The sequence below is a fragment of the Nocardia sp. NPDC004151 genome (assembly GCF_042874235.1).
Classification (GTDB): Bacteria; Actinomycetota; Actinomycetes; order Mycobacteriales; family Mycobacteriaceae; genus Nocardia.
This window is the reverse complement of the sequence record NZ_JBIAMR010000001.1, coordinates 759,987-784,430: the sequence shown is the minus strand read 5'-3', so window position 1 is coordinate 784,430 and position 24,444 is coordinate 759,987. Positions and strand designations below refer to the sequence as shown.

23 protein-coding genes are annotated in these 24,444 nt (G+C 63.8%); 18 read left to right on the top strand and 5 right to left on the bottom strand.

What is annotated here, in order from left to right; genetic code table 11:
- Nucleotides 1-41: 41 nt before the first annotated feature.
- Genes ACFYTS_RS03530 through ACFYTS_RS03520 form a run of 3 tightly spaced genes read right to left on the bottom strand, consistent with a single transcriptional unit; the run spans nucleotide 42 to nucleotide 3,840 of the window.
- Complete coding sequence (locus ACFYTS_RS03530; RefSeq protein ID WP_357275094.1) at nucleotides 42-1,919, bottom strand: ABC transporter ATP-binding protein; 1,878 nt, start codon at nucleotides 1,917-1,919, stop codon at nucleotides 42-44.
- The gene (locus tag ACFYTS_RS03525; RefSeq protein ID WP_357275096.1) at nucleotides 1,916-2,863 is read right to left on the bottom strand and encodes an ABC transporter permease; all 948 of its coding nucleotides are present in this window, start codon (nucleotides 2,861-2,863) and stop codon (nucleotides 1,916-1,918) included. Before ACFYTS_RS03525 ends, ACFYTS_RS03530 begins: the two co-directional genes overlap by 4 nt.
- Nucleotides 2,863-3,840, bottom strand: coding sequence for an ABC transporter permease (locus ACFYTS_RS03520; protein WP_357275098.1), 978 nt, complete (start codon nucleotides 3,838-3,840; stop codon nucleotides 2,863-2,865). Before ACFYTS_RS03520 ends, ACFYTS_RS03525 begins: the two co-directional genes overlap by 1 nt.
- 226 nt (nucleotides 3,841-4,066) lie before the next feature.
- Here ACFYTS_RS03520 and ACFYTS_RS03515 point away from each other — a divergent pair, with 226 nt between their 5' ends.
- Nucleotides 4,067-4,867 (top strand): HAD family hydrolase, encoded by an 801-nt coding sequence (locus ACFYTS_RS03515; RefSeq protein ID WP_357275917.1) that lies wholly within the window; start codon nucleotides 4,067-4,069, stop codon nucleotides 4,865-4,867.
- A 1-nt stretch (nucleotide 4,868) separates the two neighbouring features.
- Here ACFYTS_RS03515 and ACFYTS_RS03510 read toward each other — a convergent pair whose 3' ends face one another.
- Nucleotides 4,869-6,974 (bottom strand): N-acetylmuramoyl-L-alanine amidase, encoded by a 2,106-nt coding sequence (locus tag ACFYTS_RS03510; protein WP_387301037.1) that lies wholly within the window; start codon nucleotides 6,972-6,974, stop codon nucleotides 4,869-4,871.
- Nucleotides 6,975-7,293: 319 nt separating this feature from the next.
- Here ACFYTS_RS03510 and ACFYTS_RS03505 point away from each other — a divergent pair, with 319 nt between their 5' ends.
- Nucleotides 7,294-8,694, top strand: coding sequence for a SpoIID/LytB domain-containing protein (locus ACFYTS_RS03505; RefSeq protein WP_387301035.1), 1,401 nt, complete (start codon nucleotides 7,294-7,296; stop codon nucleotides 8,692-8,694).
- Between the two features lie 634 nt (nucleotides 8,695-9,328).
- On the opposite strand, the gene ACFYTS_RS03500 is transcribed toward ACFYTS_RS03505, so the two are convergent.
- Nucleotides 9,329-9,583: a helix-turn-helix domain-containing protein gene (locus ACFYTS_RS03500; protein ID WP_387301033.1), complete on the bottom strand. Its 255-nt coding sequence runs from the start codon at nucleotides 9,581-9,583 to the stop codon at nucleotides 9,329-9,331.
- 140 nt (nucleotides 9,584-9,723) lie between these two features.
- Between ACFYTS_RS03500 and ACFYTS_RS03495 the strand changes: the two genes are divergently transcribed.
- The 16 genes from ACFYTS_RS03495 (at nucleotide 9,724) to ACFYTS_RS03420 (ending at nucleotide 24,434) form a co-directional block, all read left to right on the top strand.
- Nucleotides 9,724-9,960, top strand: coding sequence for a hypothetical protein (locus tag ACFYTS_RS03495; protein ID WP_387301031.1), 237 nt, complete (start codon nucleotides 9,724-9,726; stop codon nucleotides 9,958-9,960).
- 2 nt (nucleotides 9,961-9,962) lie between these two features.
- Entirely contained in the window at nucleotides 9,963-10,643 is a 681-nt protein-coding gene (locus ACFYTS_RS03490; RefSeq protein ID WP_387301030.1) for a hypothetical protein, read from the top strand.
- A gap of 104 nt (nucleotides 10,644-10,747) precedes the next feature.
- The gene (locus tag ACFYTS_RS03485; RefSeq protein ID WP_387301028.1) at nucleotides 10,748-10,945 is read left to right on the top strand and encodes a hypothetical protein; all 198 of its coding nucleotides are present in this window, start codon (nucleotides 10,748-10,750) and stop codon (nucleotides 10,943-10,945) included.
- A 434-nt stretch (nucleotides 10,946-11,379) separates the two neighbouring features.
- A complete protein-coding gene (locus ACFYTS_RS03480) occupies nucleotides 11,380-12,153 on the top strand; it encodes a PE-PPE domain-containing protein (RefSeq protein ID WP_387301026.1) in 774 nt (257 codons plus the stop codon).
- A 128-nt stretch (nucleotides 12,154-12,281) separates the two neighbouring features.
- On the top strand, nucleotides 12,282-12,491 hold the full coding sequence (locus ACFYTS_RS03475) for a hypothetical protein (protein WP_387301024.1): 210 nt from the start codon (nucleotides 12,282-12,284) through the stop codon (nucleotides 12,489-12,491).
- A gap of 1 nt (nucleotide 12,492) precedes the next feature.
- Nucleotides 12,493-12,789 carry a hypothetical protein gene (locus ACFYTS_RS03470; protein ID WP_379343225.1) on the top strand — a complete coding sequence of 99 codons (297 nt, stop codon included), beginning with the start codon at nucleotides 12,493-12,495 and terminating at the stop codon, nucleotides 12,787-12,789.
- Nucleotides 12,790-13,000: 211 nt separating this feature from the next.
- Complete coding sequence (locus ACFYTS_RS03465) at nucleotides 13,001-13,615, top strand: hypothetical protein (protein ID WP_387301022.1); 615 nt, start codon at nucleotides 13,001-13,003, stop codon at nucleotides 13,613-13,615.
- 2 nt (nucleotides 13,616-13,617) lie between these two features.
- On the top strand, nucleotides 13,618-16,536 hold the full coding sequence (locus ACFYTS_RS03460; protein WP_387301020.1) for a hypothetical protein: 2,919 nt from the start codon (nucleotides 13,618-13,620) through the stop codon (nucleotides 16,534-16,536).
- Entirely contained in the window at nucleotides 16,493-17,383 is an 891-nt protein-coding gene (locus ACFYTS_RS03455) for a DUF6881 domain-containing protein (RefSeq protein WP_387301018.1), read from the top strand. The genes ACFYTS_RS03460 and ACFYTS_RS03455 overlap by 44 nt, the downstream gene beginning before the upstream one ends.
- 49 nt (nucleotides 17,384-17,432) lie before the next feature.
- On the top strand, nucleotides 17,433-17,870 hold the full coding sequence (locus tag ACFYTS_RS03450; protein WP_387301016.1) for a hypothetical protein: 438 nt from the start codon (nucleotides 17,433-17,435) through the stop codon (nucleotides 17,868-17,870).
- 143 nt (nucleotides 17,871-18,013) lie between these two features.
- Nucleotides 18,014-18,532, top strand: a complete 519-nt coding sequence (locus ACFYTS_RS03445; RefSeq protein ID WP_387301014.1) for a hypothetical protein — start codon at nucleotides 18,014-18,016, stop codon at nucleotides 18,530-18,532.
- A gap of 219 nt (nucleotides 18,533-18,751) precedes the next feature.
- Complete coding sequence (locus ACFYTS_RS03440; RefSeq protein ID WP_387301012.1) at nucleotides 18,752-19,042, top strand: hypothetical protein; 291 nt, start codon at nucleotides 18,752-18,754, stop codon at nucleotides 19,040-19,042.
- On the top strand, nucleotides 19,003-19,419 hold the full coding sequence (locus tag ACFYTS_RS03435; RefSeq protein WP_387301010.1) for a DUF5361 domain-containing protein: 417 nt from the start codon (nucleotides 19,003-19,005) through the stop codon (nucleotides 19,417-19,419). Before ACFYTS_RS03440 ends, ACFYTS_RS03435 begins: the two co-directional genes overlap by 40 nt.
- A gap of 103 nt (nucleotides 19,420-19,522) precedes the next feature.
- A complete protein-coding gene (locus ACFYTS_RS03430; RefSeq protein ID WP_387301009.1) occupies nucleotides 19,523-21,928 on the top strand; it encodes a hypothetical protein in 2,406 nt (801 codons plus the stop codon).
- Nucleotides 21,925-22,818 carry a phage tail protein gene (locus ACFYTS_RS03425; protein ID WP_387301007.1) on the top strand — a complete coding sequence of 298 codons (894 nt, stop codon included), beginning with the start codon at nucleotides 21,925-21,927 and terminating at the stop codon, nucleotides 22,816-22,818. Before ACFYTS_RS03430 ends, ACFYTS_RS03425 begins: the two co-directional genes overlap by 4 nt.
- The gene (locus ACFYTS_RS03420) at nucleotides 22,818-24,434 is read left to right on the top strand and encodes a phage tail protein (protein ID WP_387301006.1); all 1,617 of its coding nucleotides are present in this window, start codon (nucleotides 22,818-22,820) and stop codon (nucleotides 24,432-24,434) included. Before ACFYTS_RS03425 ends, ACFYTS_RS03420 begins: the two co-directional genes overlap by 1 nt.
- The last annotated feature ends 10 nt before the right edge of the window (nucleotides 24,435-24,444 follow it).

The following is a 24,444-nucleotide window of genomic DNA, read 5'->3' as shown; positions in this document are numbered from 1 at the left end:
TTGCTCCTTCCGTTGGAGTTCTGCTGGAACACTCTCCGCTCCTATCCCGAAACGACCGGGACGGGAACGGCGTCGATGAGGGCGCGGGTGTACTCGTGCCGCGGATCGTTGAAGACCTGTTCGGCCGCACCATATTCGACGATCTGACCGCGGTACATGACGGCAATGTCGTGGGCAAGATTGCGTACCACCGACAGGTCGTGGGAGACGAAGAGGTACGACAGCCCGCGTTCGGCCTGCAAGTCGCGCAGCAGATTCAGCACTCCGGCCTGGATCGATACGTCCAGCGAGGACACCGGCTCGTCGAGGACCAGGATCTCCGGATCCAAGGCGAGTGCTCGCGCGATATTGATGCGCTGCTTCTGGCCGCCGGAGAAGTCGGCCGGATAGCGGTCGGCGTGCTCGGGGCGGAGGCCCACGAGCTGCAGCAATTCCTTGACCCGGCGTTGGATCTCGTCCTTCGGGCGGCCGTTGATGCGCAGCGGCTCGCCGAGCGCGTCGGAGATCGGAAGGCGCGGGTCGAGTGAGGCGGCGGGATCCTGGAACACGATCTGCATCTTGCGCCGGATCTCCCGCCGCCGGGCCTTGGTGAGGGTGGTGACATCGCTGCCCAATACCTCGATGCTGCCGCTCTCCGGCACGACGAGGTCCATGATCTGGGTCAGCGTCGTCGATTTCCCGGAACCGGATTCCCCGACCAGCGCCAGTGTGCGGCCCGACTTGATCTCGAAGCTGACGCCGTCGACCGCTTTCACCTCGCCGGTCCGTCGTTTGAAGACCACTCCGGAGGTGAGCGGGAAGGTCTTCTTCAGGTCCGAAACCCGCAGCATCACACGCTCATCGGTGGGTTTCGGCGTTTCGGTGGGCGGCACCTCGCGGCGGTAGGCCGCGAAAAGGTCCGCGGTCCCGACTTCGGAGACGCGGATGCAGGCGGCCCGATGCCCGGGCTCGGTGTCCTGCAGGGGAGGTTCTGCCGCACGGCAGTCCTCCACCGCGACCGGGCAGCGTGGTGCGAACGGGCAGCCCGGAGGCAGTGCGTGCATGGCCGGCGGCGCACCGACGATGGGCACCAGCGGCATTCGCGCCGGACCGTCCAGTCGCGGGATGGAACCCAGCAGGCCCACCGTGTACGGCATCCGAGGTGCGTTGAAAAGATCTGCGGTGCGCGCGGTTTCGATGATCCGGCCCGCGTACATGACCGCCACCCGATCGGCCAGCGTGGCCGCGATCCCCATGTCGTGGGTGATGAAGACGACGCCCGCGCCGGTGATGTCACGGGCCTTGCGCAGCAGGTTCAGGATTTGCTTCTGCACGGTGACGTCGAGCGCGGTGGTCGGCTCGTCGCAGATGATGAGCTCGGGATCATTGGCGATGGCGATGGCGATCACCACGCGCTGGCGCATACCGCCGGAGAACTCGTGCGGGAACGCCTTGGCGCGCAGAGCGGCATCCGGGATGCCGACCAGATCCAGTAGTTCCACCGCCTTGTCGGCGGCTTCCTGCTTGCTCATCTTGCCGTGTGCCAGTAGTGCTTCGGCGATCTGGTCGCCGACGCGGTATACCGGTGTCAAGGCCGAGAGCGGGTCCTGGAAGACCATGGAGATCTTGCTGCCGCGCAGCGTGGACAGCTGCCGGTCACCCATGCCGAGCAGTTCCTGGCCTCGGAGCCGGATGGATCCCTGCACCCGGGCCTGATCGGGGAGCAGGCCCATGATCGCCAGCGAGGACACCGATTTTCCGGAACCGGATTCACCGACGATGGCCAGGACCTCACCGTCCTGCACGGTGTAGTTCACACCGCGCACCGCCTCGACGCGGCCCTCTTCGCTCGGGAAGCTCACCCGCAGATCGGACACCTCGAGCAGCGGCGCTGTCGTGGGGCGGATTCCATTGTCGGACATGGTCGTGTCGTCGGTCATGCCGCGGCCTTTCCGGCGGGAGCCGCCGCCCGGTCCTTGCGGCGTGAGCGCGCACGCTGAGAGCTGGGGTCGAAAGCGTCGCGCAATCCGTCGCCGACCAGGTTCGTGCACAACACGGTCAGGATCAGGAACCCACCGGCGAACAGGAACAGCCACGGGTAGGTGAGCGCCGACTTGGTGCCCGAGGCGATCAGCGTGCCCAGTGAGACATCCGGCGGCTGGACACCGAATCCCAGGTAGCTCAGGCCGGTTTCGCCCATGATCGCCGCGCCCACCGCGAGCGCGGTGTCGATGATCAGGAACGACGCGACATTCGGGATGATGTGGGTGGTGATGACGGTCCAGGTCGACGCGCCCATATAACGTGCGGCCCTGACGAATTCACGCTCACGCAGGCTCAAGGTGAGTCCGCGCACGATGCGGGCGCTGATCATCCAGCCGAAGCCGCCGAGCAACAGGATGAGCAACACGATGCTGCCGCTGCCTTTCGCCCGCGGCGCGAACAACGCGACGATGATGAAACTGGGGATGACCAGCAGCAGGTCCACCAGCCACATGATCGCCAGATCGGTCCAGCCGCCGAGCAATCCGGCCACCGATCCGGTGAACGCCGCGATCAGAGCGGCCATGAAAGCCACCGCGAAGCCGATGAGCAAGGACTTCTGCAGGCCGCGCAAGGTCTGCGCGAGGACGTCCTGACCGATCTGGTTGGTGCCGAAGGGATGCCGTGAGCTGGGCGGCTTGAGCAGCGCCGTGTAATCGAGCTGCTGGTAGTCGTATTTCAGGAACGGTGGCAAGGCGAAGGCGAGCACCACCATGAGGATCAGGATCGCCAGTCCGATGACGGCCGGCTTGTTGCGCAGGAAGCGCCGTACGACCAGCTTGCGCCGACCCGCGGCCATCGGCTCGGGAGCGCCTTGGACGATGAGTTCGGTTTCGGACATCACGCACGCACCCTGGGGTCGAGAATGGCTGTGACGATGTCGGACAACAATCCCGACAACAGGATCACCAACGCGACGAATCCGGTGACCGTCACCACGGGGTACAGGTCCTGGGCGTTGATCGAGTCGACCAGCCATTCACCGACGCCATGCCAGCCGAAGATCTTCTCGACGAACGCCGCGCCGGTGATGAGCCCGCCGAAGCTGTACGCGAACAGCGTCGCCATCGGGATGAGCGCGGTGCGCAGGCCGTGTTTGTACAGCGCCCGGGACCGGGTGAGACCCTTCGCGCGTGCCGTTCGGATGAAGTCGTTCTGGAGGACGTCGAGCATGGCGGCGCGCTGATAGCGGCTGTATCCGGCGGCGGCGGTGAGGATCAGGGCCGCCGTGGGAACGATCATGTGCTGTAGGCGGTCCACGAACTGATTCCAGGTGCCGTGCACCGCGTTCGCCGAGGTCTCGCCGGTGTAGTAGAAGATCTGCTGCCCCGTGGCCGTATTGATGCCGTACGCACCGTATTTCAGCAATGTCGCGAGCAGGAACACCGGCGTGCTGATGATCAACAGCGAAATCACCGTGGTCAGGTAGTCGCTGAACTTGTACTGCCGGATCGCCCCGGCCGCGCCGATCAGCACACCGAGAATCGTGCCGATGATCGAGCCGACGAGGACCAGCCGGAGGCTGACCCCGATGCGGCGCGGCAGTTCCTGGTTCACCGGCTGCCCCGCCAGCGTCTTGCCGAAGTCTCCGTGCGTGACGATCCCGCCGACCCACTCCGCGTAGCGCTGCGGGATCGGCATGTCCAGCTTCAGCTCTTCGCGCTTGGCGTCGATCACCGACTGCGGCGGCCGCGGGTTGCGATGCTCGAGACTGTCGAGCGGGCGAAACGTGAGGGACGCGAGCCCGAAGGCCAGGAACGACGCCAGTACCAACAGCACGACATAGTTCAGCGCACGTCGCAGCAGAAAACCGGCCATCATTCCCTTTCGGGGTCGAGTTCTGCACCAGATCATAGGGAGTGGAGTGGGGAAACGCGGGGTACGGACCGGGGACGCCCCGGCAATCCGTGTGTTACCCGGCGCGGGCGGGTGTAGTGCCGGAAAGGTCTCGTTTGTACGGCAGCGTCCGTAATCCACGGGCGCACGGGTCGCGGCTCGAGGCAGGATGGAGTAGGTGACGCTCTTTCACCTGCCCAAACCCAAGATGGTCGCCTCCGACGTGGATGGCACGCTCATCGACCACCGTGAGCAGGTGAGCGCCCGGACCAAGGCCGCTGTCGACGCCCTGATCGCGGACGGGGTGCCGTTCGTGCTGGCGACCGGACGGCCGCCGCGCTGGATCGATCCGGTGGTCGAAGGGTTGGGGTACGCGCCGCTGTGTGTGTGCGGCAACGGTGCGGTCATCTACGACAGCGCCTCGGATCGGGTGCTGGACAGCCGGACCCTCGATATCGAAACCCTCACCTGGCTCGCCGATCTGGCCGAGAGTCTGCTCCCCGGCTGTGGCCTGGCCGCGGAACGCGTCGGCGCCACCGCGCACGACGCCGCGACTCCGCAGTTCGTGAGCTCCCCCGAGTACGAGCACGCCTGGCTGAACCCGGACGACACCCAGGTCTCTCGCGCCGAGGTCATCGCCTCCTCCGCCATCAAGATGCTGATCCGGCTGCCCGGAACCTCCAGCGCGGTCATGCGCAGCACCCTGGAACCGCACCTGGAGGGCCGCGCGGATCTCACCTATTCGACCGACAACGGCTTGATCGAATTGTCCGCGCCGGGCGTCACCAAGGCGACGGGTCTGGCCGCGGTGGCGCAGCGCCTGGGTGTCCAGCACTCCTCGCTGATCGCCTTCGGTGACATGCCGAACGATGTGCCGATGCTGCTCATGGCGGGTCACGGCGTCGCCATGGCGAACGCCCACCCGGAGGCCATCGCCGCCGCCGACGAGGTGGCTCCCTCGAATGTCGACGACGGCGTGGCCCGCACCCTGGAACGCTGGTGGTCCTGACCTAGTTGGGCGCCACCGCGGGAATGGGTTTGATGGGGTCCTGGACCGCGCCGTAATTTTTCAGCACGGTGGTGACGATTCCGGTCATCCGGTCGAAAATCAGTGCGCCGTTCTGGAAATCGGTGCGGACGCCGTTCGAGACCGGATATTCATTCGACGTCGGCAGGCCGAGAATGCCTGTGCCCGCGCCCATTTGCAGGAATCGTTCCAGGATCTTCCCGACCACCGAAACGATTCGTCCGGCGGAATTGGCGTACACGAATCCATTCGTGAATTGCCCGTACTGCCCGCCGTCGGCCAGCGCGACCGGCTCCGCTTTCGGTTGTCCCAGTGGACCTGCCGCGCCGCCCTGCTCGTTCCAGTAGCGGGCGACGGCACTGCGGTCGAGCATGCCGAGGATCCGCTGCGTGAGGTCGGCGAGGGCGGCCAGGTCCGCTTCGCTGGAATCGGGCGCGGGCGGCGCCGGGGCGGCCTGGACCTGCGGGTTCGCGCCCGCGTCCTGACCGGGCCGGTTCCGGTTCGGGCTGGTCGGTTCGTCGGCGCTGGCGCCGCCGGCGGCATCGGCGGCGATCTGCCGGATCTTGTCCATCAGGGCGTAGGCGGCATCGCCGGGGCAGGTGGTGTTGCCGACGTCGCGGTGGGCGAAGATATTCGGCAGCTTGACCGCCTGTCCGAGCGCGTATTTCGTGTAGTCACTGCCCTCGGAGTACATGGTGGTCGAGCCCTGCGGGTCGAAGCCCGCCAGTTTGGACCGCCAGCCGATGAACTTGCCGAGCGCCTGGATCGACACGTCGGTCGGATCGTCCTCCTCGTAGTCGCCCATCAGCGCGACGCCCGCGGTATCGATATTGAAGCCGCCCGCGTGCGCGCCCTCGACCGGGCGGTCCAGACCGCCGTAGCGTCCTTCGAAGATCTGCCCGTACTTGTCGACGAGGGCGTTGTAGCCGATGTCGCACCAGCCCAGCGTTTTCGCGTGATACGAGTAGATGGCGCGCACGATGCCCGCGGACTCGGCCTTGGTGTAGTCGTTGCGGCCGGCGGTGTGGTGCACGGTGATCGCGGAGACGCCGTCGTCGTAGGTGGGTTCCTCGCAGCGCAGCGACTCGTCCGCGCCCCACTGCGCCCGGGAGATCACTTTCGGGCCGCCGCCGGGCAGCGGCGCGGCCACCGAGGTGAGGTTCTCGTCGATGCTGCCGCGGCCCGGATCGATCAGCACCGCGGCCAGTTTCTCCAGGTTGATCTGCGCGGGATCCGCTTTGCTGTCGTCCAGCGGAGTCGGTTCGGCGGGCGTGGCGACGGCTTTCGCCTTCGGCGTCACCAGCATCTGCACGGTCTTGGTGTTGCCCACGTAGATGGGCTCGGTGCCCTTGCGCTTACCCGGCTGGGACTTGTCGCTACCGGATTCGGACTCGGCGTCGTACCACGGTCCCCAGGTGCCGTCGGGGCGCTGGGCGCGAATCTTGGTGGTGGCGTTCAGAACGTCGGTCGCGGTGAGCGCGACCATGCTGAACGGGGTGTCGCGGGTGAGTTCCTTGACCTGCGCGCCGACCTTGTCGACCAGGTCGGTGGGGACCGCGCCGGGGGAGAGGGCGGGGGCGCGCAGATCGCCGGTGAGACCGGGGACCGGGTGTGGACCCGGGGCCGCCGGGCTGTCCGCGGCCGGGATCGGGGCCGGGGCGGGGGCATCAGCCGGTGCTACGCCGCCCGGAGCGGGAGCCACTGGGGCGGAGGAGGTTTGGGTGTTCGGCGCCACCGGGATCTCCGGCCCTGGTTCGGCGATGAATCCGGGCGCGCCCGCAGGGGTGGCCGGTTTCGCGGAACCGGGGACCACCGGTGTGGCGTTGGGGAGGGAGCCCGGCACGGGGGGCCGGATGGCGCGCGGCGCCGGGGCGGGTGCGACCGGCTGCGGCTGGGGATTATTGAGCCTGGGCAGCGGGATCTCGGTCGGCAGGGGCACGCCCGGGATCAGGTTCTGGGGGATCTGAATCGAGCTGGGCAGCGGCAACATCCGCAGATCGGATAGTCGGAGGTCGGGCAGGTCCAGCCCGGTCAGCTCGCGCAGCGGCAGCACGATGTCGGGCACCGAGGACAGGGCGACTTCGGCCATTTGTGCTGGTATAGCTGCCAAATTGCTTTCGTCCGCGTTCCGGACATCCCGGGCGTCACTCAGTGCGAGGACACCGAGGGGCACGGTCAGCGCGAGGGCGGTGATGACCGGGAGCGTGTAGGCATGTTTCGGTCTGCGATACGGCACAAGCATCTCCCATTCAGGTAAATCGGTCTAACCGCGCCCCCGAGCACAAGCTTGCTACTTGGCGCATCAACGAGCACACTAGTCCCTACTGTCACATTCCCTGAACGTATGGTTGAGGCTTAGCTTTGGGTAACTCGAATGTAGCTTCAGCCCTCGAAAGAACGGGTATGACATGCCGAACGGGTACCTAGCCGAGCGCCGTAGACGGCGCGGTCTGCTCACCCTGTCTCTCGCTGTCGCCGCCACCACCGGCGGCACCGCCCTCCTCGTGTGGGCCTGGCCCGAGAACGCCCTCCATTTGACGGTGGGCGCCGGTCACGGCCGCGGTCTCAGCCAGCACGGCGCATTCGAGAAGGCCGCGGAAGGCTGGACCGCCGACCGCATCCTCTCGAACTACTACTCCGGAGCCGACTTCGCCGACATCGGCGCGACCTCCGTCCGAGTACGCCTCATGGAGCAGGACGACAAAACCCTCGACGTCGTCTCCGACTCCGTCTTCTACGTCGCCGGCCGCCGTGTCATCCCCGGCCAGGCCGCCCACCTCACCCCCACCGCCTCCGGCGCGGACGTCACCATCACCCAGGACTGCGACGGCAACACCCTGTGGGAGGGCTCGACCGACGACCCGTGGGCCTACCCCGTCACCGAAGGCACCGCCCGCCCCGCCGGGGAACAACTGGAAATCTGCGGCGGCAACGCCTTCCGCGGCGTCCTCGGCGTAGCCCTGGACGGCGACTCCTTCCGCACCGTCAACGAGGTAGACCTCGACGACTACCTCAAGGGCGTGGTCCCCGCCGAAATGATCCCCGGCTGGGCCGACCAAGGCGGCGCCGAAGCCCTCAAGGCCCAAGCCATCGCCGCCCGCTCCTACGCCCTGGCCGAAGACCGCTACACCTACGCCCAAACCTGCGACACCACCGACTGCCAGATGTACCTCGGCACCGACAAAGAGGACCCCCGCACCACCGAGGCCGTCGACTCCACCTCCGGCCGAGTCCTGGTCCGCGACAACCACATTCTCCGCGCCGAATACTCCGCCGCCCCCGACGGCGGCCCCCTGACCCCCGCCTCCGCCATGGAGATCGGCCCCGCCCTCACCGACTTCCCCGGTGTTCAATCCCAGGGCCTCCTCCCGAGCCTCCTGTCTCCCCAGACACCCCAAACCGGTTCCACCCCAATGGAACTCGACCCGGAAACCGGCGCCCCCCTGGACGCGACCACCCCCGGCGCCGTCACGCCGACCTACACGGATCCGTCCTACGCCCCACAGGCCCTCCCCAGCACCGAAAACCCCGAAACCCCAAGCAATGTCACCCCGGGTGCGCCTCCGCACCCCAGCCCGGGCAACCGAACCCGACGCAACCTCCCCAGCCCTGGTAGCGCCGACCCGAACTCGATGCACTCCGACACCAGCGGGCTACCCGACCGAACACCCCCACAGCCGCTGGCCGTCCCAACTGCCACCCCGGCTCCTCGGGCCGCGACCACCGCGACCCCACCCAGCCCCGATCTCCCGGCATACACCACACCTCGGCCCGCGACCCCGGCAACGACTCTCCGGTCTCCCGAGTAATTGGCACGAATGGTCATTGCTATTGGCCGAGTAAACGCATATGCGTGGCGGTGGAGGTCAAATGTGCTTAATGCCAACTGATTTCAGACACAACTCGTAGGCGAGTCATGTAGCCAACCCTTACCTATCGGTAGTTCTGTGGGTGGCCGAATAGCCAGATGCATTGGGTGAGACTTGAATCGATGGTTGTCTGGCCGAATGTGTATACTCCGCACGTTGACCTTGATTCGAAGGTGTTGTGCCCCAGGGCATCACAGACAGGTGGATGAATGCGTTAGGCCTGTGCAGGCCGCACGGCATGGGGGCCGGGCGGTGCGGTAGTTACTGTCGAGGGGGTCGACCAGGCTCGGCGTAACGCCATGTTGCCACCATCGACTCGTCGGCGGTCTTTCATGACCCGCTAGGGGTCGACGGATTGGCGGTCCGCAGTGCGCGGGCTCGAAGAAGGGGCAATTGCGCTGTGCTCGCAGAAGCAATAGTTGAGTGGTTCGTGCAGGTTTTCGATACGGAAAGCTTGACTCTGGTGGCAAGCCGATTGGGCGTCGAAGTGGCGCAACGAATCGTGCGGGGTGAGGCCACGGTGGCCGATCTCTTCCTGGCATCGGAGGTCATCGGCTGGGAGTTGGGGGAGCTGTTACCCGCTTCCCTTGACGAACTGAACGGCACGCTCCATGACCTCGAGCGGCGAAACGCCGAGTGCATTGCATAGCGCGAACAGCTGATGCATGTCGGGGGAGCGCTCCCCGTTCTCGAAGCGCTGGATCGTACTGACCGCGACGCCTGACGCGGCCGCGAGCTGGGCTCGCGTGTAGTCGCGCCGGGCGCGGGCAGCGCGGAGCTCTTCACCCACCGCGCGGTTGATGCCGTCGTGGAGATCCCGCAGTTCCATATGGACCATCATGAGGTCCAAACGGAATTCTTGCAAACACACCCAGGCTGGCGCATGCCCAAACCCAACCCCGCGTAACGATCGAATAACTAGTCCGTTTGGACTTGTTGAAGGTCCGTACGGACCATATGGTGGGCCGTATGGACTTCCTAGATCGACATATCGCCGAAAGGGTGGCACTGGCGATGAGTGAGGCGGGCGTAGGGCTGGGGCAGATCGTTGCTCGAACCGGACTCAATGCGACGTCGCTTGCTGCCGAATTGGGCGCGATCGCGCCGTTCAGCGTCGCCGATCTAGTGCTCGTCGCGTGCGCGCTGGGACGTGAGCCCGGCGAACTACTCCCGATTCCGGCCCGTGTGGATTCGGAGGTGGCGTAGTGATGACAAGCGACGGATCGGGCCACCTGTACCTCGAAGTCGATGCCCTTCGTGAGCTCGCCGAGTTGCTCGCCGGTATCCCGGCTCTGGTCGAGGATCTCGAGGATTCCGTCAACGGCCGGGCTCGACTCGGTGCGGCGAATACCCGGCTGAGTGGACGGACCAGTGATCAGCCACTGCCTTTCAGCGTCGGCGCGGCCAGGGTTCGTGACCACCTGCACGCCAGCCTGGTCGGCTGGGTGCGGCTGGTGTGCGAACAGCGCGCTCTCGACTACACCGGCCCGACCTCGACGGCCGGACTCGCCGCGTGGCTGCGTACGAACCTGATCGCGTTGGCGATGACCGAGGGGGTGGAGTCCGCTCCCGCGGACATCCGCGCCGCTGTCGAAGCCGCCGAACGGGTGGTCTGCCCGCCGGCGCAGCGATTCGTGGTCGATGCCGCATCGGTCGAGGCCGCTCGCCGGGCGCGCCTCAATGTTTCCGGAATCGCCATCCTGGCAAAGGAATTGGGTGATCCTTTCCGGACTGTCACCGTTCGTCGCATCCAAACCCTGCGTGACGCGGGCAAGGTCGCGCCCGTACCGGGACCCTGGGCGCCCGACTGGCCGGAACTGTTCCTGGTCGGCGACGTACTCGACGCCCATCTGAAATACCCGATGCGTCGCCGGAAGTCCACCGCGTGATCGCTTGTCCCGCCCGAATCACCCCTGTCGCCCAGGCCGCCGAACCACCGCTCAGCTGCGGTTCGGCGGCCTTCGGCGTTTCCGCCGTCCCTTGGAGGCCCGTCATGAACTACACCCTTCTCGAGCTGATTGAGCTCGCGGCGCACACAGCTCCCGCCGATCCGCTGTCCACGGATCGCGCGCACGAGGTCATGCGCTTGCACCGCGAATGTCCCGCGCGTGAGTGCCCGCATAAGGCGGCGGCCTTCCAAGTGTTGGTCGCCGCCGGCCACATCACGCCCGATTCCGGTCGGTTGCGGTGACTTCGAAGATGGCTTCTACCAGCAACTTTCAAGATATTCAGACTGGACTGTTGACTTTCCTCGTTGCTTAAGTGAAGCTATGTGCAGCGCCACAGTTGCGCCTTCCTCCCGAATCTTCCGGGAATCTTCACTACAACACCAGGTTCCACTCTCGTATCCGGTGTTGACCCGAGATCCGCTGCCCGGCACCAACTTCGCCGACACCACGCCCTTCTCGAACCTCATGCGGCAAGCCCCCGAAAACCCTTCGCAGGTATAACGCGGGTTCAGAGCATGCCGCATGTCCACCCCTCGTGCGCCCGTCTCCCTCAGGTGGTCCGCGGTCGCAGACGACGCAGCAGCACAGGGGTGTCACACGGACGGCCCCACCCGCAATCGCTTCCCGCGGGTGGGGCCGTCCGCTATCCACCCACCGGACCGAAAGGCGACTCCGCGTGATCACCGTCCTGACCTGCCGTGGCACGGGCGAACCCTACGGTTCCCCGGCGAACATGCTCGCGAACGTGACCAGGCAACTCGATCCCGCCAAGTACGAGATCGGCCCCGATATCGAGTACCCCGCAGCCATCGGTCCCGTCAACCCGCAACGGAGCCTCCTCGGTTGCAGCGAACAACAATCCATCGACCAGGGCGTCGCCGCTCTTGTGAAGGCAATCCATGCCACCCCCAATCAAGTTGGCCTCCTGGGCTACAGCCTCGGCGCGGAGGTCGTCACCTGGTTCCTCGAGGCGAAGGGGCGCGGCGAGTATCCGGATTGTGAGGTCGCGTGGGCTGCCAACATCGCCAATCCACTTCGCATGGACGGTGATTCGATCGACCCGAACCCTGTCGGATTCGGGATCAACGGCCGCCACGACCGTTGGCCGGACGAGTTCCCGATCTGGGAGGTCGCGAATCCCTCGGACTGCATCACGTCGTGCCCGGCCGACTCGCCGCTTCGCACCCTCGCCGACTCGGTATCCGCGTTCGGAGTCGCCGATATGGGCGGCTGGACATTGGACCTGGCCGACCGCATCCGCAGAAACCGCTGGCAAGCAGTGCGATTCGGCTCCTGGACCAATCCCCTCCGAATCCTGGACCTTTGGTCGAAGGCCGCGGCCTCGATGGAGGGCTACCTACTCGGTGGTGAACACACCACCGCTTACGTCGCCGGCGGCTACTGCGATCGCCTGGCGTCCATCCTCAACCGACATCCCGAGAGGGGGTGAACCCAGTGATCACCATCGCCGAAGACCTCATCAAGCTGATCGCCGACCTGATTCCGCTGATCCTGCCGCTGTTCGGCCTGTAACCAGCTCTCGTTATCGACCTGGCCAGCTCGTCAGAAGGAAGAATCATGCGAATCACCAAGGCTCCCGAACCAGCCCTGATCCGATCGGTCCTGGTGGCGGTCACCGGCGTTGTGGCCTACCTGCTCGGCCGCCAGATCAGCACCGACTGGATCGAGGCTGTCCTGACCATCTACGGACTGTTCACGCCCGTGATCGCAGGTGCGGCGATCAGACCGGCCGTGACTCCGGTGGTGCGAGGGGACGGTGCAGGCTGAGATGCAGCAATCCGTCAGTCCAGATCTCGTCCAGGCGGTCGGCGCCGCCATCGCGACGATCATCGCCGCCGTCACCGCCTGGCAGGCGCGCGAGGTAGCGAAGCTCCGCGAACGTGTTGCGGCCCTAGAGGATCAGGCGATCAGCGACCATCGCCGCTTCCGTGACGCGATCCGTCTGATCCGCGCCCTGCAACGGCACATCGATGAGTTGCTCGCGTTCCTCCGCCTCCATGTCCCGGGTCAGGATCCGCCGCAGGCGAACTACAAGATCCCGCCCAACCTCGAAGAAGAACTCTGACGGCAACCTGCCGCCGGATGCCCGCCCCTCCAGCGCGCCCGCCTCCCGCAGATCAACGGTGGTCGCAGACGCCGGTCGCAGCGCAAGGGGCGCAATGGGTCCCGCCCCCGCATGTCCCCTGTGAGTGGGGGCGGGACCCTCCCACCTCACCGATCCCGTGGCCTCCCAGGGCCCGGCGCCTCTCCATGTCTCCGGAAGGTCCTGATACCCGATGCCCGACAAGGAAATCGTCGAATCCATCCACTTCGGCAACCACCAGCCCCCTTCCGAGTACGTGAAAACCGATACCGGCCAGCTGGTCACCCCCGAATTCCTCGCCCTCATCCAGCAGTCCCTCTCGGGCAAGCTCTCCGAGACCAGCCAGACCGACGAACTGTCCCCCGAGGTCAAGGCTCTCGCCGAAGAACTCGCCGTCATCCATCTCCCCGAATGGCGCACCGAAGTCGGCCGCAAACTCGCCGAACCCACCGTGACGAGCATCAAACAGGCCGTGCGTGTCGCCGAATACCTCGTAAAGCGCGGCGTCCGCGTCCATCCCGAACTCGAGGAAATCCGCTGGACCCCCACCCCCGGCGGCCAGCCCGGCGTCTTCGACACCGGCATCCACATCACCAAGGACACCGCCGGCAACTGGCCAGCCCCCGACCCCGAGGACTTCTACAACCTCGAAGACATCCAGGTCACCAAGACCGACGAGGGCTTCTGGGTAGCCACCCACCCCCGCGGCCTGGCAGCGGAAGCCTCCACCAAAACCGATGCCTACGCCGCCCTCGTCGACCAGCTCCGCCAGCGCATCGAACAAGCCCGGCACACCCGCGAGGAGTGATCATGCCGATCCTTTCAACCGAAAAAGGGCAGGGCAAGGTACATAACTTCTCCGTCGGATCGAGCGCCGATGCAGTGCAACAGTTCGCACGAATACTCCGCACCCAAGATCTGATCGAATCGGCTGGCACGCGGTCGATTCCGGGCCTCCAACCCGTCAGCGGAAAGTACGAGGACCCATACGCGCCAGGCGGTGATCTGGGACCCACCTTCCACAACCCTATGTACAAGGATCCGGAGACCGGAGGGTGGGTGCCCGGTATCGATCCCGCGAAGGTCGCTCCCACAAAGCCCGAGCCAGCGCAACAGCCTGCACCGAGTTCGCAGCCCCAGCCGGCTCAGCAACAGCAACCGAACTCGCAAAAGCCTGCGGTCCAATCGGTCCAGTCTGAGGCGCCGCAACTGGATCCCAATCAGCAACAACAGCCAGAGACGGTCGCTGACGTACCAGCGGGCGCCGACGAACATGTCTTCGGTTTGCCTGACGTCACTGGTCACAAAGAGGGCGACACCTGGGAAGAGTTCCTACCTCCAACCCCGGGTAACTCCAAGGGAATTCGCCGGGTGAACACGATCCCATTCGGCAACGGAACTCAAACAGTCGACCAGGTGATCTATAACGCTAACGGCACCATTACCCACTCACGAGTCGTTGCAAACGGCCTGGGTGGTTTCCAACGCTGGAACAACGAGTCTACCGGGGCCGGATCCTACGTCGACAAGAGAACCGCAGAAGCGCCCGCACGTATTCAATCGTTCGAACCTGGATCCTCAACATCCGGCCCGCCTGATCGAGAATCCGGTGCGAACCGAGGGTGGACGGAGACCTACGGGAACTCGTACGACTCTGACGGAAATCTGGTCGGTACTGACCATGGAGTTCGCAATGCAGTCGGCCTTTACAACAATATCCACTCTGATCTCCTCGGCAATCGCCTCATTACCCTGGTAAACCCCGATGGCAACGCCGGATTCAACTCTCGACTAGCCATTCAAATTGACCAGTCAGGCAATGGAGTATATGTCGATGACAAGAATAGACAGTGGACTGTCTTCCCCGACAGTCATGGGCGCCTTGGAATGCAGCGAATCGAAGTTGTCGATGCAGGGACACATCATTACCAGGCCAACTATTTGGGGGTTGTGACCGATGAGTTCAAGCCAAGGACCGGTAAGTCTGAAGAATGGTACCGCGACACGACCAGTGTTGATGGTTTCACAACCCGTCTGCTGGCTGATTTCACCGAAATCAAGTACAACACCCACGGCAAGGAAATTGGTCGCACCGAACCGAATGATGACATGGTGTGGTGGGAGAAGGCGGTTCTCGGTCCCGTAGGCGTCTTCGGCGGTCTGGCGAAAGCAGGGTGGACCCTGATCTCCTATCCATTTAAAAGAGTTGTCGACTCAATGGCAACGATGTCGTCTATACAGGTCACCGATACGGGATTAATGACCACCTACCAGGCCCCGAACCGCGAAGCCGACCTCATAGACATTGCAAAAGGCTCGGTAATGCCCATTTATGGGCTGCTAAAGTTTGCTGGCGGAAGTCTCGCAGACTCGATGGTCGCAATCGGCTCGATGCGGGTGACAGGTGCTGGCCTTGCTGCGACCTACAAACCGCCGGATCGTACAAGCGAACTGATTCACAATGTCACTGGCATCTCAACCGAGGAATGGTCTGGTAACCCCTGGGGTTCCACCACTGCCACAGCGACGACCGTTGCTCTCATGTTCGTCGGTCCAGGGGGCAGAGTTGCGTTGCCCAAGCCTGAATCTCCTGTATCCAAACCTCCGCGCTGGGTTCGGAATTCTCCGACCTTTGAACCTCCATACGGATCGATGGATCGATGGAGTCTATCGAATGCGATCAATATGGGTTCGATGCTTGGGGATTCTATGCTTCGAGGCGTTCGAACTTTTGGTCTGAATCTAACCGGTGACGCCGCAAGAATCTTGAATTCGGCAGCTGATGTCATTCTGCAAACGAACCGTCGCTCTGTGGCGGCAGTAACCGCGAATGCTGGCGCGATGCCTGCGGCTGCCGGACGGTGGAATACTCACTCCATCGTTGGTGGAGGCGGGAGCGGAGGTGCCGCGCCGCCGAAAACGATTCCGCAGACGAGCAATGGTGCTACCCGTCTGCAGTTGCCTAATTACACCCGGCCCAATGGGGTAAATTCGGTACCGAATGTGCTCGGTGATCTCGACAGGGTGAAATTTATCCAACCAGTAGATCCGAGTGGACATTTCGTCAAATTCGATCTCGAGCCGAACTCTACCTACATATTTTACGACCATGGGAACCTCAAGACGACTATCGTCACGAAAGCCGATGGCTCTCCGAAGTATATTGAAACCTGGGCCAGCCTGAGGGTTTCTGGCCGAAAGCACCCCGTGTACAATCCCATATTGGATAAGCCAATTCCCAATGTGGTCTATCGCGTGAATAAGAACTTTTGGCTTCGCAGTGATAAGAGCGGTCGAATAGTCGAAGGTTACCATCCGGATATTGGTGTTACATCGGCGCTGAATAGGACTCGAAGTACAAGTAAGCAGAGTGACTTCAACCAACGGCGTGGAACAGCTCAGGGGACCGATGCAGGGCATATATTCCCGGCCGAGATGGGTTCCCCTGCGGAACTTATCTTCTACACACCGCAAATATCGAGCGTTAACCGAGGTGGTGGCGCAATCTACAAGTTCGAACGGCGGGCTGTGACACTGATCAAAGATCTAACTAGACCCAACTCTCCGGGACGATTAGAATGGTCAATGTCGATGGAGTACGCCGAAATGCCCGCGAAATCGGGATCGGCACCCGAAGACGGCGCTCGTATGCCCTCCCGCTACCATGCTGGATATAAACCGCGGGGTGATCGCTATTGGATGGAGAGGCCAGAAATTGATAACAAATGAATCTGGAGATGACCGTCGAGGTGCTCGAAGATTTATTCGGCAGCAACTCCTTGTAAATGAGATTGCTCGCGAGATTGTTAATTGGGCTCCAGATGATTGGACTGATATCGACGTCCTATTCAGTTTGATTGGCCGAAGGGTGGAGGTCGAGGTTGTTATCGACTCCCCGGATTCTACGACCGCTAATCCGATTCAATTCAGCCTACCCGACGCCGTTGCGGAGTTGCGGGAGCTCATGTATGTGAGTGGCGTTGGAACATGGTTCACAATGCAGATCTCGATTCATTCAAGCGGAGGCATTAGTACCTCCTTCGACTATGGTAAGCCGAGTATGGACGGAGATCTCGCCTCCGCATTGCAGGATGACTTAGCAGTCTATCCATTGGATGTATTGCCCAGCTGGATGGAAGAGGAACTGGGTGATCTCTCGGGTGATATCAATAACCTCCAAAAACCGGGGGTTGTTACTGAAAGCAATCAGCCTGCTGTCGATGCTCACAATGATTCAGATGGCATAGACCGTGACACGGCCGCGGTCCGGGCACGCGGTTTCGTTTCTGCCATACCAGGAGCTCGCTACATGAAGGTTATTGATAGGTCGGACAGTGGTGGCCCGGTATTCGTATTCAGCGAAGTCCTTGATTCTGGGCAGGAGTGGCGTAGGGTAGAACTATTTCGGGATGGCTCCTCCGGTCTTGCTGCGGTGTCCGGCCGGACAGAACGCACTCGACTTCACGTCGGTGCGATGCCACTGCCAAAAGATGTCGCGAGCACGTCGTCCTTTATTGCTGATGAGATCAGCGCGGAGGAGTTTCAAACCGAATGGTTGGCTGCCGGTGGTTGGTGAAATAGGAGCTCCCTACCGTATTGGCGATCTTCTCCAATGGAGGTGATAAATGTTTGAAAAAGTTGTATTTTCGGATATCGAAAAGGCCCTGGTGGATTTTTTGTCCGCCAAACTAGCATCTATGTCGGAATCGGCGATCGTCGTGACCAAGATTCCTGATCCCCGACCGATGCGGACAGTGCGGGTTGCTCGTGACGATCGCAAGGCGCGTTTGGATGTGGAAGATCGGGAAGGGCGCAGGGGCGTCCGCCTGATCCTGGACCGTCCTCGCGTCGTGTTCGAATGCACCGACGATGCTGGCGGTGCGGCAGAATTGGCTGCGAAGGTTCGGAGTACCATCAATGCCGCCGCTCCCGGATATATCGGTACCGTCTGGTGCGATTACGTCGAGGACGCCGGCGAAGAGAACGATACTGATCCGGTGACTGCCGCTCCGCGGTACACGATTGTCACCGACCTGATTGTGCGGGGCAAAGTTCTCGCCTGACTGCGAGCTTGTGGCAGTCGAAACTGAATAACCAATCCCTAGGGCCTGCGCAAATCCCAAGGGAGATAACGAAAATGGCTCTGCCCTCTAGCAAGTACATTGGCGCCGGCACTCCGAACATCGCTGTTACCGGCGGTGTTCTGGTGGCGCCGCTGGCTACCGCGCTGCCGACCGGTGCGGCCGGCACCATCGATCCCGCGTTCAAGGCGCTCGGCTATGTGTCCGAGGACGGTATCGAATCGATGGGTGAGCGCAAGATCGAGTCCGTCAAGGACTGGAACGCCGATATCATCGCGCAGCTGCAGACCGAGCACTCGGTGCGGTTTGGTCTGACCCTGTATGCGGTGTGGGACAAGGACGTGCTGAGCGAGGTCTTCGGCGCGGGCAATGTCGTTCCGACCGCTGCCACCTCCAACTCCGGTGCGCTGTACCAGGTCAAGGAGACCGGTTCGCCGCTGCCGCGTCGCTCGTGGATCTTCGACATGGTCACCGAGGACAAGAAGCTGCGCATCGTGCTGCCGAACGCCAAGATCACCTCGGTCACCGAGAAGAAGTTCGTGTCGAATGCACTGGCCGGCTTCACCATCAGCGTCGAGGCCTTCAAGGACGACGCCGGTGTGAAGGCGTACCGCTACCTGGACGACGGCATCAAGGCCGCCTGATTCCGACGGTATTCACCGTCGAACACCACGACGGGGTGACAACCCCGTGTAACTCGGGGTTGAACCCTGTCTGACGACGGCCCAGGCCGTCCTGCAAAGCCCCCAACGGCGGCGGTCATTCCAAACCTACGCGCAGGCCCGCCGCCGCCGTTGGGCCTTCCAGCAGTGCCCCGCAATTCTCGCAAACCACAACAATGCAACGAAAGGGTCTGTGTACCAATGACTTCCCCGAAAGCCCCCATCGCGATCACCACTCCGACGAAGGTGAAGGACGACTTCCACTATCAGGTCGACGGTATCGACATCGAGCTGCCTTCCCTGACCTACCTCAAGCCGGGTCTGGTCCGCCGGATCCGCCGCCTGGGCGATGTGGACGCCATGTACACCCTGATGGAGCTGGCGGTCTCGCCCGAAGCGCTTGCGGCCTTGGATGATATGGATCCGGATGCCTACCACGAGATGTTGGAGGCATGGCGCGCGCATTCGGGAATCAGCCTGGGGGAATCCTGAGCCTCGATGCCCTTCTCGAAGAGCATTCCGAGGCGATCGAATACGACCTGATTGCCCTCGGCCTGCGGTTGCGTCAACTCAGCGATGAAGCGCTGAGCTGGCGCGACCTGTGGGCCATAGTCAAATTTCTGCCACCCGACTCGGCACTGATGCGCACCATGCACCCCGAAGACCATCGCTGGCGGCTCGAGCAACATCTGCTCGCGGAGATGACCGACTGCCTGCGCTGGCTGGTGTGGTCCAAGAGTGACGACGCCAGGAACGGGCGCAACCGTCCCGAGCGGATCTCACGGCCGGGACTCGAGTCCGACCGTGAACGCGTGGGAACAGCGATGGGCGTCGACCGGATCAACGAATTCCTCGGCTGGAGTGAGTAGTTCCTCGCCGGTGGGCGAGCTCGGGCGCACTCGGCCCAGAAAGTGGATGTGAATTGTGGAAAAGCAACGCCCACCGGCGATGACATTGCCGGACATTCTCGCGATGACGACCAGCGGGCAGCCGGCTCCCGGGAAGCGGATCACGCTCCCCAGCGGCGCCCTCTGGGAAGGGGGTCACACTCCCGGGACCTCTCTCGTCACGCTTCCGGACCAGGATCCGATTCTGGTCTCCGACAACGGTTCCAGCGCACCGAACTCCCTCGTCGGCCGTTCCGGCCCGTTCGCCGCCCTGGCCCACGCGTTCGAAGAGGTGCTCGGCCACGTCCCGAACTTCTTCGCGGACCGGGTCGCGACGCAGGCGCTGAACCTGTTTCGGGACCATACGAAGGGCGACGAGACCGAGACCCGGATCGTCAAATTCAGTGCCAAGACCACGTTGGTCAACCCCGCAAAGGGGGGAGCGCGATCCACGGGGAGATCGGAAGACGGAGAAGACCGAGATGATTCGGTCTTCGATAGGCAGAATCCGGTTCGCCGTGCGCGCGGCGGCCTGGTCTTCAAGCCGGGCGATACGGTTGCCGATGGCGGCCTGGTCGCGGGCTCCGGCGGCCCGTCCTCCGATTTGGTCCATCTCGCCGCCTCCCGGGGCGAGTACGTGGTCAATGCCGACGCGGCCGCGCAGGCGCTATCGCTACTCGACGCGATCAATTCCGGCTGGGTGCCCTCGGCCGATTTCCTGGCTGGAATGCTGCCAAGTCTCGCGGGCACCGATGCGAGCCGTACGGCCGCGCCGAGTAATCCGAACCAGTGGCGTGATCTGCTCGGCCAGGGCGTAATCGCGGACACGCTGGGCGGGATGGGGAATGCCGCGGTGGACGCGGCATCCTGGGCCGGTGCCGCGCTGGGATCGGCCCTGGCCCCTCTGTTCGGACCGGGTGGCTTGCTCGCTGCCCGACCGGGTTCGGCCGCCTCCACATCGGTGCAGAGTGATCAAGGCCTGACCGACTCCGGAGCCGCGGTGCCGATGACGGCATCCATGCAAGCCACCCCCTCCGCGACGTTGGGGATTCTCGGCGCCGGCCGACCGAACTCGGCTGATGGCGGAACCAGCGAATTGGGTTCTCTCGCAGCTGCTCTCACTTCTGGGATCAGCGGTGCCGCCACCGCGGCAGGCAGTCGGCTGGGCGAGGTGCTGGGTTCGGCCATCGCACCCGCCCTCGGACCCGCCGGTGAACTCGCGCCCGTCATCGGCGAACAACTGGGCCGATTGATCGGATCCCAGTTCGGCAGTCAGCTGAGTACCTCACTCACCGTGCAGGCCGGGCTCGGTGGCGGACAGGCCAGTTCCGTGACCGGTACCGGAGGCGCCGCCGGGGCCGCACCCGGTGGAGCGGGATCGGATTACGGCGACGGTGGTTCCGCTCCGGAACCGACCAGCGGCGGTGGCACCGTTGTGGAGGCAGCCGGTCCGGCTGCCACCACCGGCGGCAGCGGCAACATCATCGGGCAGACGAATCCGGATGGCAGCCGGTGGGAGTACGTGGCCGCCAACCCGGAACTCGGCACATCGGCGGGTTGGGCGCTGTTTACGCCGAAGCGAGGGGTGCCCAACGACGCGGTGCCAGAGGGTTTCTCGCCGGGCAACTTCATCCCCGATGAGGACGGTGCGCCACGTCGTATGGTGCCGAACCCTACCGGCCTGAACTGGATCGATGCGCTGACCGGCCGTACGGGTCAATCTGGTTTGCAGGATCCCAAAGAGGAAATCCACCAGTACAACCCGCACGGCGGCAACTTCACGGATCTCGTCACCTTGGCTGCCGACAAGGTGGGCGGCGATCTGGGCACGCTGCTGGCGCCGGTATTGGGCCCGCAGGCTCCGAGAACATTCGCCGATCTGGCGCAGTCGCTGCTGACGCCGATCGGTCAGGCATACAGTGCCGCCGATCCCGACAAGAATTGGACCAACACGCTCGGTTACTGGATCAAGAACCTGACCGGTATCGAGTGGAGTCCTACTGGAACAAGCGGTTCCCCGTCCGCTACTCAGTTGACCGATCCGCAGCAAATCGGTGTCAGGGCCTTCTCATCCGCGATCACCGGCGTGCAACAGCACGGTCTACTCGGCGGGCTCACCGGAGCGATCTCGGGCGCGGCTTCGACCGCGGGCAGCGCGGTCGGCACCGCGATCGGCACCATGATCGCGCCCTTCCTCGGACCGGCCGCCGCGCTCGGTCCCGCCGTCGGCTCGATCCTGGGTTCGATGATCGGCGGTTCGATCGCCGAGGAATTCACCCGCCCCATCGAGTGGGCGGGCAATGCGGTCAAGGAATTGGTCGGAACCGGTTTCGGTCTCACCGATCTGGCTGAAGGCCCGGGCGGGCACACCGTCCGTGGCGATATCTACAACTTCAACGGCACGGACCCCAAGAGCGCGACCATCGCGGTCGAACGGGTCCGCCGACGCCGGGCTGTGGCCCAGCAACGCGGAGGAGGTTTCGGGCGATGACCCACCAACTTTTGGAAGCCCACGGCACGAAGGTGGTCGTGTGGGATGTCAACGGCCGGGTGTGGCATCTGTCCGGCGTGAACTCCGGACGCGAGGGCGTGCGGCTGTCACAGCAGACCGGATTCATGTTCGCGCCTGTGCAACTGCTGGTTTCGGAGGGCGCGCGCCAGGACGGCGCCACCTTCGTCCGCTCGGTGCGGTCGAAGAAGGAATGGGATTTCCTGGTCGTCATCTCCGGTGTGTCGAAAGACGCGGGAGTGGATCCGATCCGGGATTTTCATGCCGTGCACGATGCGTGGATGCGCGGCTGGTCCACAGACAAGCCGGTCACGGTCGGGTATTACACGCGGCACCAGGGCTGGCGGTTCCAGCAGGCCCAGCTCGACTCTGCACCTGAACCGGTCGGCGACGTCGATCCGGCGCGAAATGCTCTGGCCGCCTACAAGATGTCGGCTACCGCCATGGATCCGCTGCAACGGCATTTCGACGAGAGTGCGGCGTGGACCAACACATCCGGTCTCGGCGAGGGCACCGTACGGCTGCGCAATGCCGCTGATCAGCCGGTCTGGCCGCGATACACGATGAATGGTCCGGGCCGCTGGTCGATTCTGGACCCGGTCGGTGGAGACGTGCTGCGCATGGTGCAGACGCCGACCCTGACAGCGGGACAGACCTTGCGGATCGACACCCACCCGCGTCACCGCACGGCCAGCCTGTACACGATGGGAAGCTCGAGACCGACGAACGTGTGGGCGCAGTTGGCGGGTCGCCGCTGGTTGCAGTCGATGGCTCCGTGGAGCGCCACCGACATCACCGTGAAGGTCGAGGGCGGCACCACCGCGTCCAGCATCGTCGCCACGGCCACGCCGCGTTCCTCGAGGCCGTTCTGATGAGCGCGGGGACCTGGGATCCGCACGACGAAGTACGGCGGATGGACGAACAGTTCCTGGCCGACCAGGAACAGGCGCGCAATCCCGATGTGCTGGTGCGCTATTGGAACAAGTTCATGGAAGAAGTGGGGGAGGAGCACAGTTACCTCTCCCTCGAGTTCACCTATCCGCGCAACTCGGCCGGCGGTCTGAAGATGATCTGCCCGCGCGACATGGTGCATTTCGATCACCTCTTCAACAATCCCGACGGCGAGGACGCCACGATCCCGATCACGGTGAACACCAAGGGATTCCGCTGGGACGGCTACATCACCAAGGCGTCGATCGTCCGCGATGACAACGGCGTCGAGACCGTCGATATCGAGGCCATCCACTGCTGGAACCATATCGCCACGATCTGCTGCTGGGCGTCGCCGTTCGCGCCGGTGCTGGCGCAGTTCCCCCGTCACCACATCCTGTTCGGGCCGGTCCGTACGCTGGTGACCACGTATCTGTCGATGAACCTGATGCGGTTGCAGGCGCCGGGCTGGGCTCCGGAAGACGGCGTGAACTCCCCGAAATGGAACGCGGGCAACACCCTCTTCCCGGTGGCCGTCGTACCGGTCGATCCGCTGCACGACACCAGCCGATGGAGCGCCGCCTCCGCTCGATTCGACATGGCGGACAAGCTGTTCCAGCCCATGCTCGAGGACTCCGGGGTGATGCTCACCGCCCGGTTCTTCTTGCCCGACGAAGACGAGCAGCCTGCTCCGGAGTACTTCTTCCTGGAAAAGCCCACGGTGGTGCTGGAGACTGTCGACAAGTCCGGTGTCACCGGCAACACCGGCACACTGCTGGACGGAATCAAGTCGTGGATAGAGGAATTCGCCGATGACGGCACCACTCCGAAACGCTACCCGAAGTCCGATTCGACCACCGAGTACGAGGCCGTCTACGGGGAGCCGGGCAAGTTCGGCACCACGAAGAACTTCCCCTGGGTGTGGTACTTCGAAGGCGAGTATTCCGGCATCGGCGCATCCGAAATCGCCCTCCACAAGCCGACCGCCACCGATGTGATCATCGGTGGCCGTTCCCCCGGCTGGGTGAATGCGGGCATCGAAGTCGTCATCAAGGGACTGCTGTCCCTGATCGGACTGGGCTGGCTGTATCGCGGCCAGCTCAACGACGTCTTCCTCGCCTGGATGGTCTACCGCGACATGGAGCGAGCGCGCCGCGCCGGACCGTACGCCTTCCGCGAGCTGTACATCACCGGCAGCGACAAGGCCTTCAACCTCGACGGCCTGGTCGCTGCCCGGCAGGGCCTGCACCTGACCCGGGGCTACACCAGCCACAAGGTGACCATCGAGGACAACGCCCCCTATCTGCTGGGCAGGGACTTCGGTCTCGGCGATCAGATCGGTTTCGCGGTGGGCGAGTACGTCTTCACCGATTACGTCACCGAGCTGACCTTCACCGACAACCGCGAGACCCCGGGCATCTGGCACATCACCGTGGGCGACGGCTCCGATGAAGAGGATTCGGTCGTCAAGGCCTGGCAGCGCCTCGGTCGCTTCGCCGCGGCCATCAAGGACCTGTCCACCGATGTCGGCGCCGACCTAGACCTGCTCATCTTCTGAATCACCCGTA

Coding starts and splice junctions, on each gene's coding strand:
- ACFYTS_RS03530 (WP_357275094.1), bottom strand. CDS start 1,919: ATGACCGACGACACGACCATGTCCGACAATGGAATCCGCCCCACGACA.
- ACFYTS_RS03525 (WP_357275096.1), bottom strand. CDS start 2,863: ATGTCCGAAACCGAACTCATCGTCCAAGGCGCTCCCGAGCCGATGGCC.
- ACFYTS_RS03520 (WP_357275098.1), bottom strand. CDS start 3,840: ATGGCCGGTTTTCTGCTGCGACGTGCGCTGAACTATGTCGTGCTGTTG.
- ACFYTS_RS03515 (WP_357275917.1), top strand. CDS start 4,067: ATGGTCGCCTCCGACGTGGATGGCACGCTCATCGACCACCGTGAGCAG.
- ACFYTS_RS03510 (WP_387301037.1), bottom strand. CDS start 6,974: ATGGCCGAAGTCGCCCTGTCCTCGGTGCCCGACATCGTGCTGCCGCTG.
- ACFYTS_RS03505 (WP_387301035.1), top strand. CDS start 7,294: ATGCCGAACGGGTACCTAGCCGAGCGCCGTAGACGGCGCGGTCTGCTC.
- ACFYTS_RS03500 (WP_387301033.1), bottom strand. CDS start 9,583: ATGGAACTGCGGGATCTCCACGACGGCATCAACCGCGCGGTGGGTGAA.
- ACFYTS_RS03495 (WP_387301031.1), top strand. CDS start 9,724: ATGGACTTCCTAGATCGACATATCGCCGAAAGGGTGGCACTGGCGATG.
- ACFYTS_RS03490 (WP_387301030.1), top strand. CDS start 9,963: ATGACAAGCGACGGATCGGGCCACCTGTACCTCGAAGTCGATGCCCTT.
- ACFYTS_RS03485 (WP_387301028.1), top strand. CDS start 10,748: ATGAACTACACCCTTCTCGAGCTGATTGAGCTCGCGGCGCACACAGCT.
- ACFYTS_RS03475 (WP_387301024.1), top strand. CDS start 12,282: ATGCGAATCACCAAGGCTCCCGAACCAGCCCTGATCCGATCGGTCCTG.
- ACFYTS_RS03470 (WP_379343225.1), top strand. CDS start 12,493: ATGCAGCAATCCGTCAGTCCAGATCTCGTCCAGGCGGTCGGCGCCGCC.
- ACFYTS_RS03465 (WP_387301022.1), top strand. CDS start 13,001: ATGCCCGACAAGGAAATCGTCGAATCCATCCACTTCGGCAACCACCAG.
- ACFYTS_RS03460 (WP_387301020.1), top strand. CDS start 13,618: ATGCCGATCCTTTCAACCGAAAAAGGGCAGGGCAAGGTACATAACTTC.
- ACFYTS_RS03450 (WP_387301016.1), top strand. CDS start 17,433: ATGTTTGAAAAAGTTGTATTTTCGGATATCGAAAAGGCCCTGGTGGAT.
- ACFYTS_RS03440 (WP_387301012.1), top strand. CDS start 18,752: ATGACTTCCCCGAAAGCCCCCATCGCGATCACCACTCCGACGAAGGTG.
- ACFYTS_RS03435 (WP_387301010.1), top strand. CDS start 19,003: ATGGCGCGCGCATTCGGGAATCAGCCTGGGGGAATCCTGAGCCTCGAT.
- ACFYTS_RS03430 (WP_387301009.1), top strand. CDS start 19,523: ATGACGACCAGCGGGCAGCCGGCTCCCGGGAAGCGGATCACGCTCCCC.
- ACFYTS_RS03425 (WP_387301007.1), top strand. CDS start 21,925: ATGACCCACCAACTTTTGGAAGCCCACGGCACGAAGGTGGTCGTGTGG.
- ACFYTS_RS03420 (WP_387301006.1), top strand. CDS start 22,818: ATGAGCGCGGGGACCTGGGATCCGCACGACGAAGTACGGCGGATGGAC.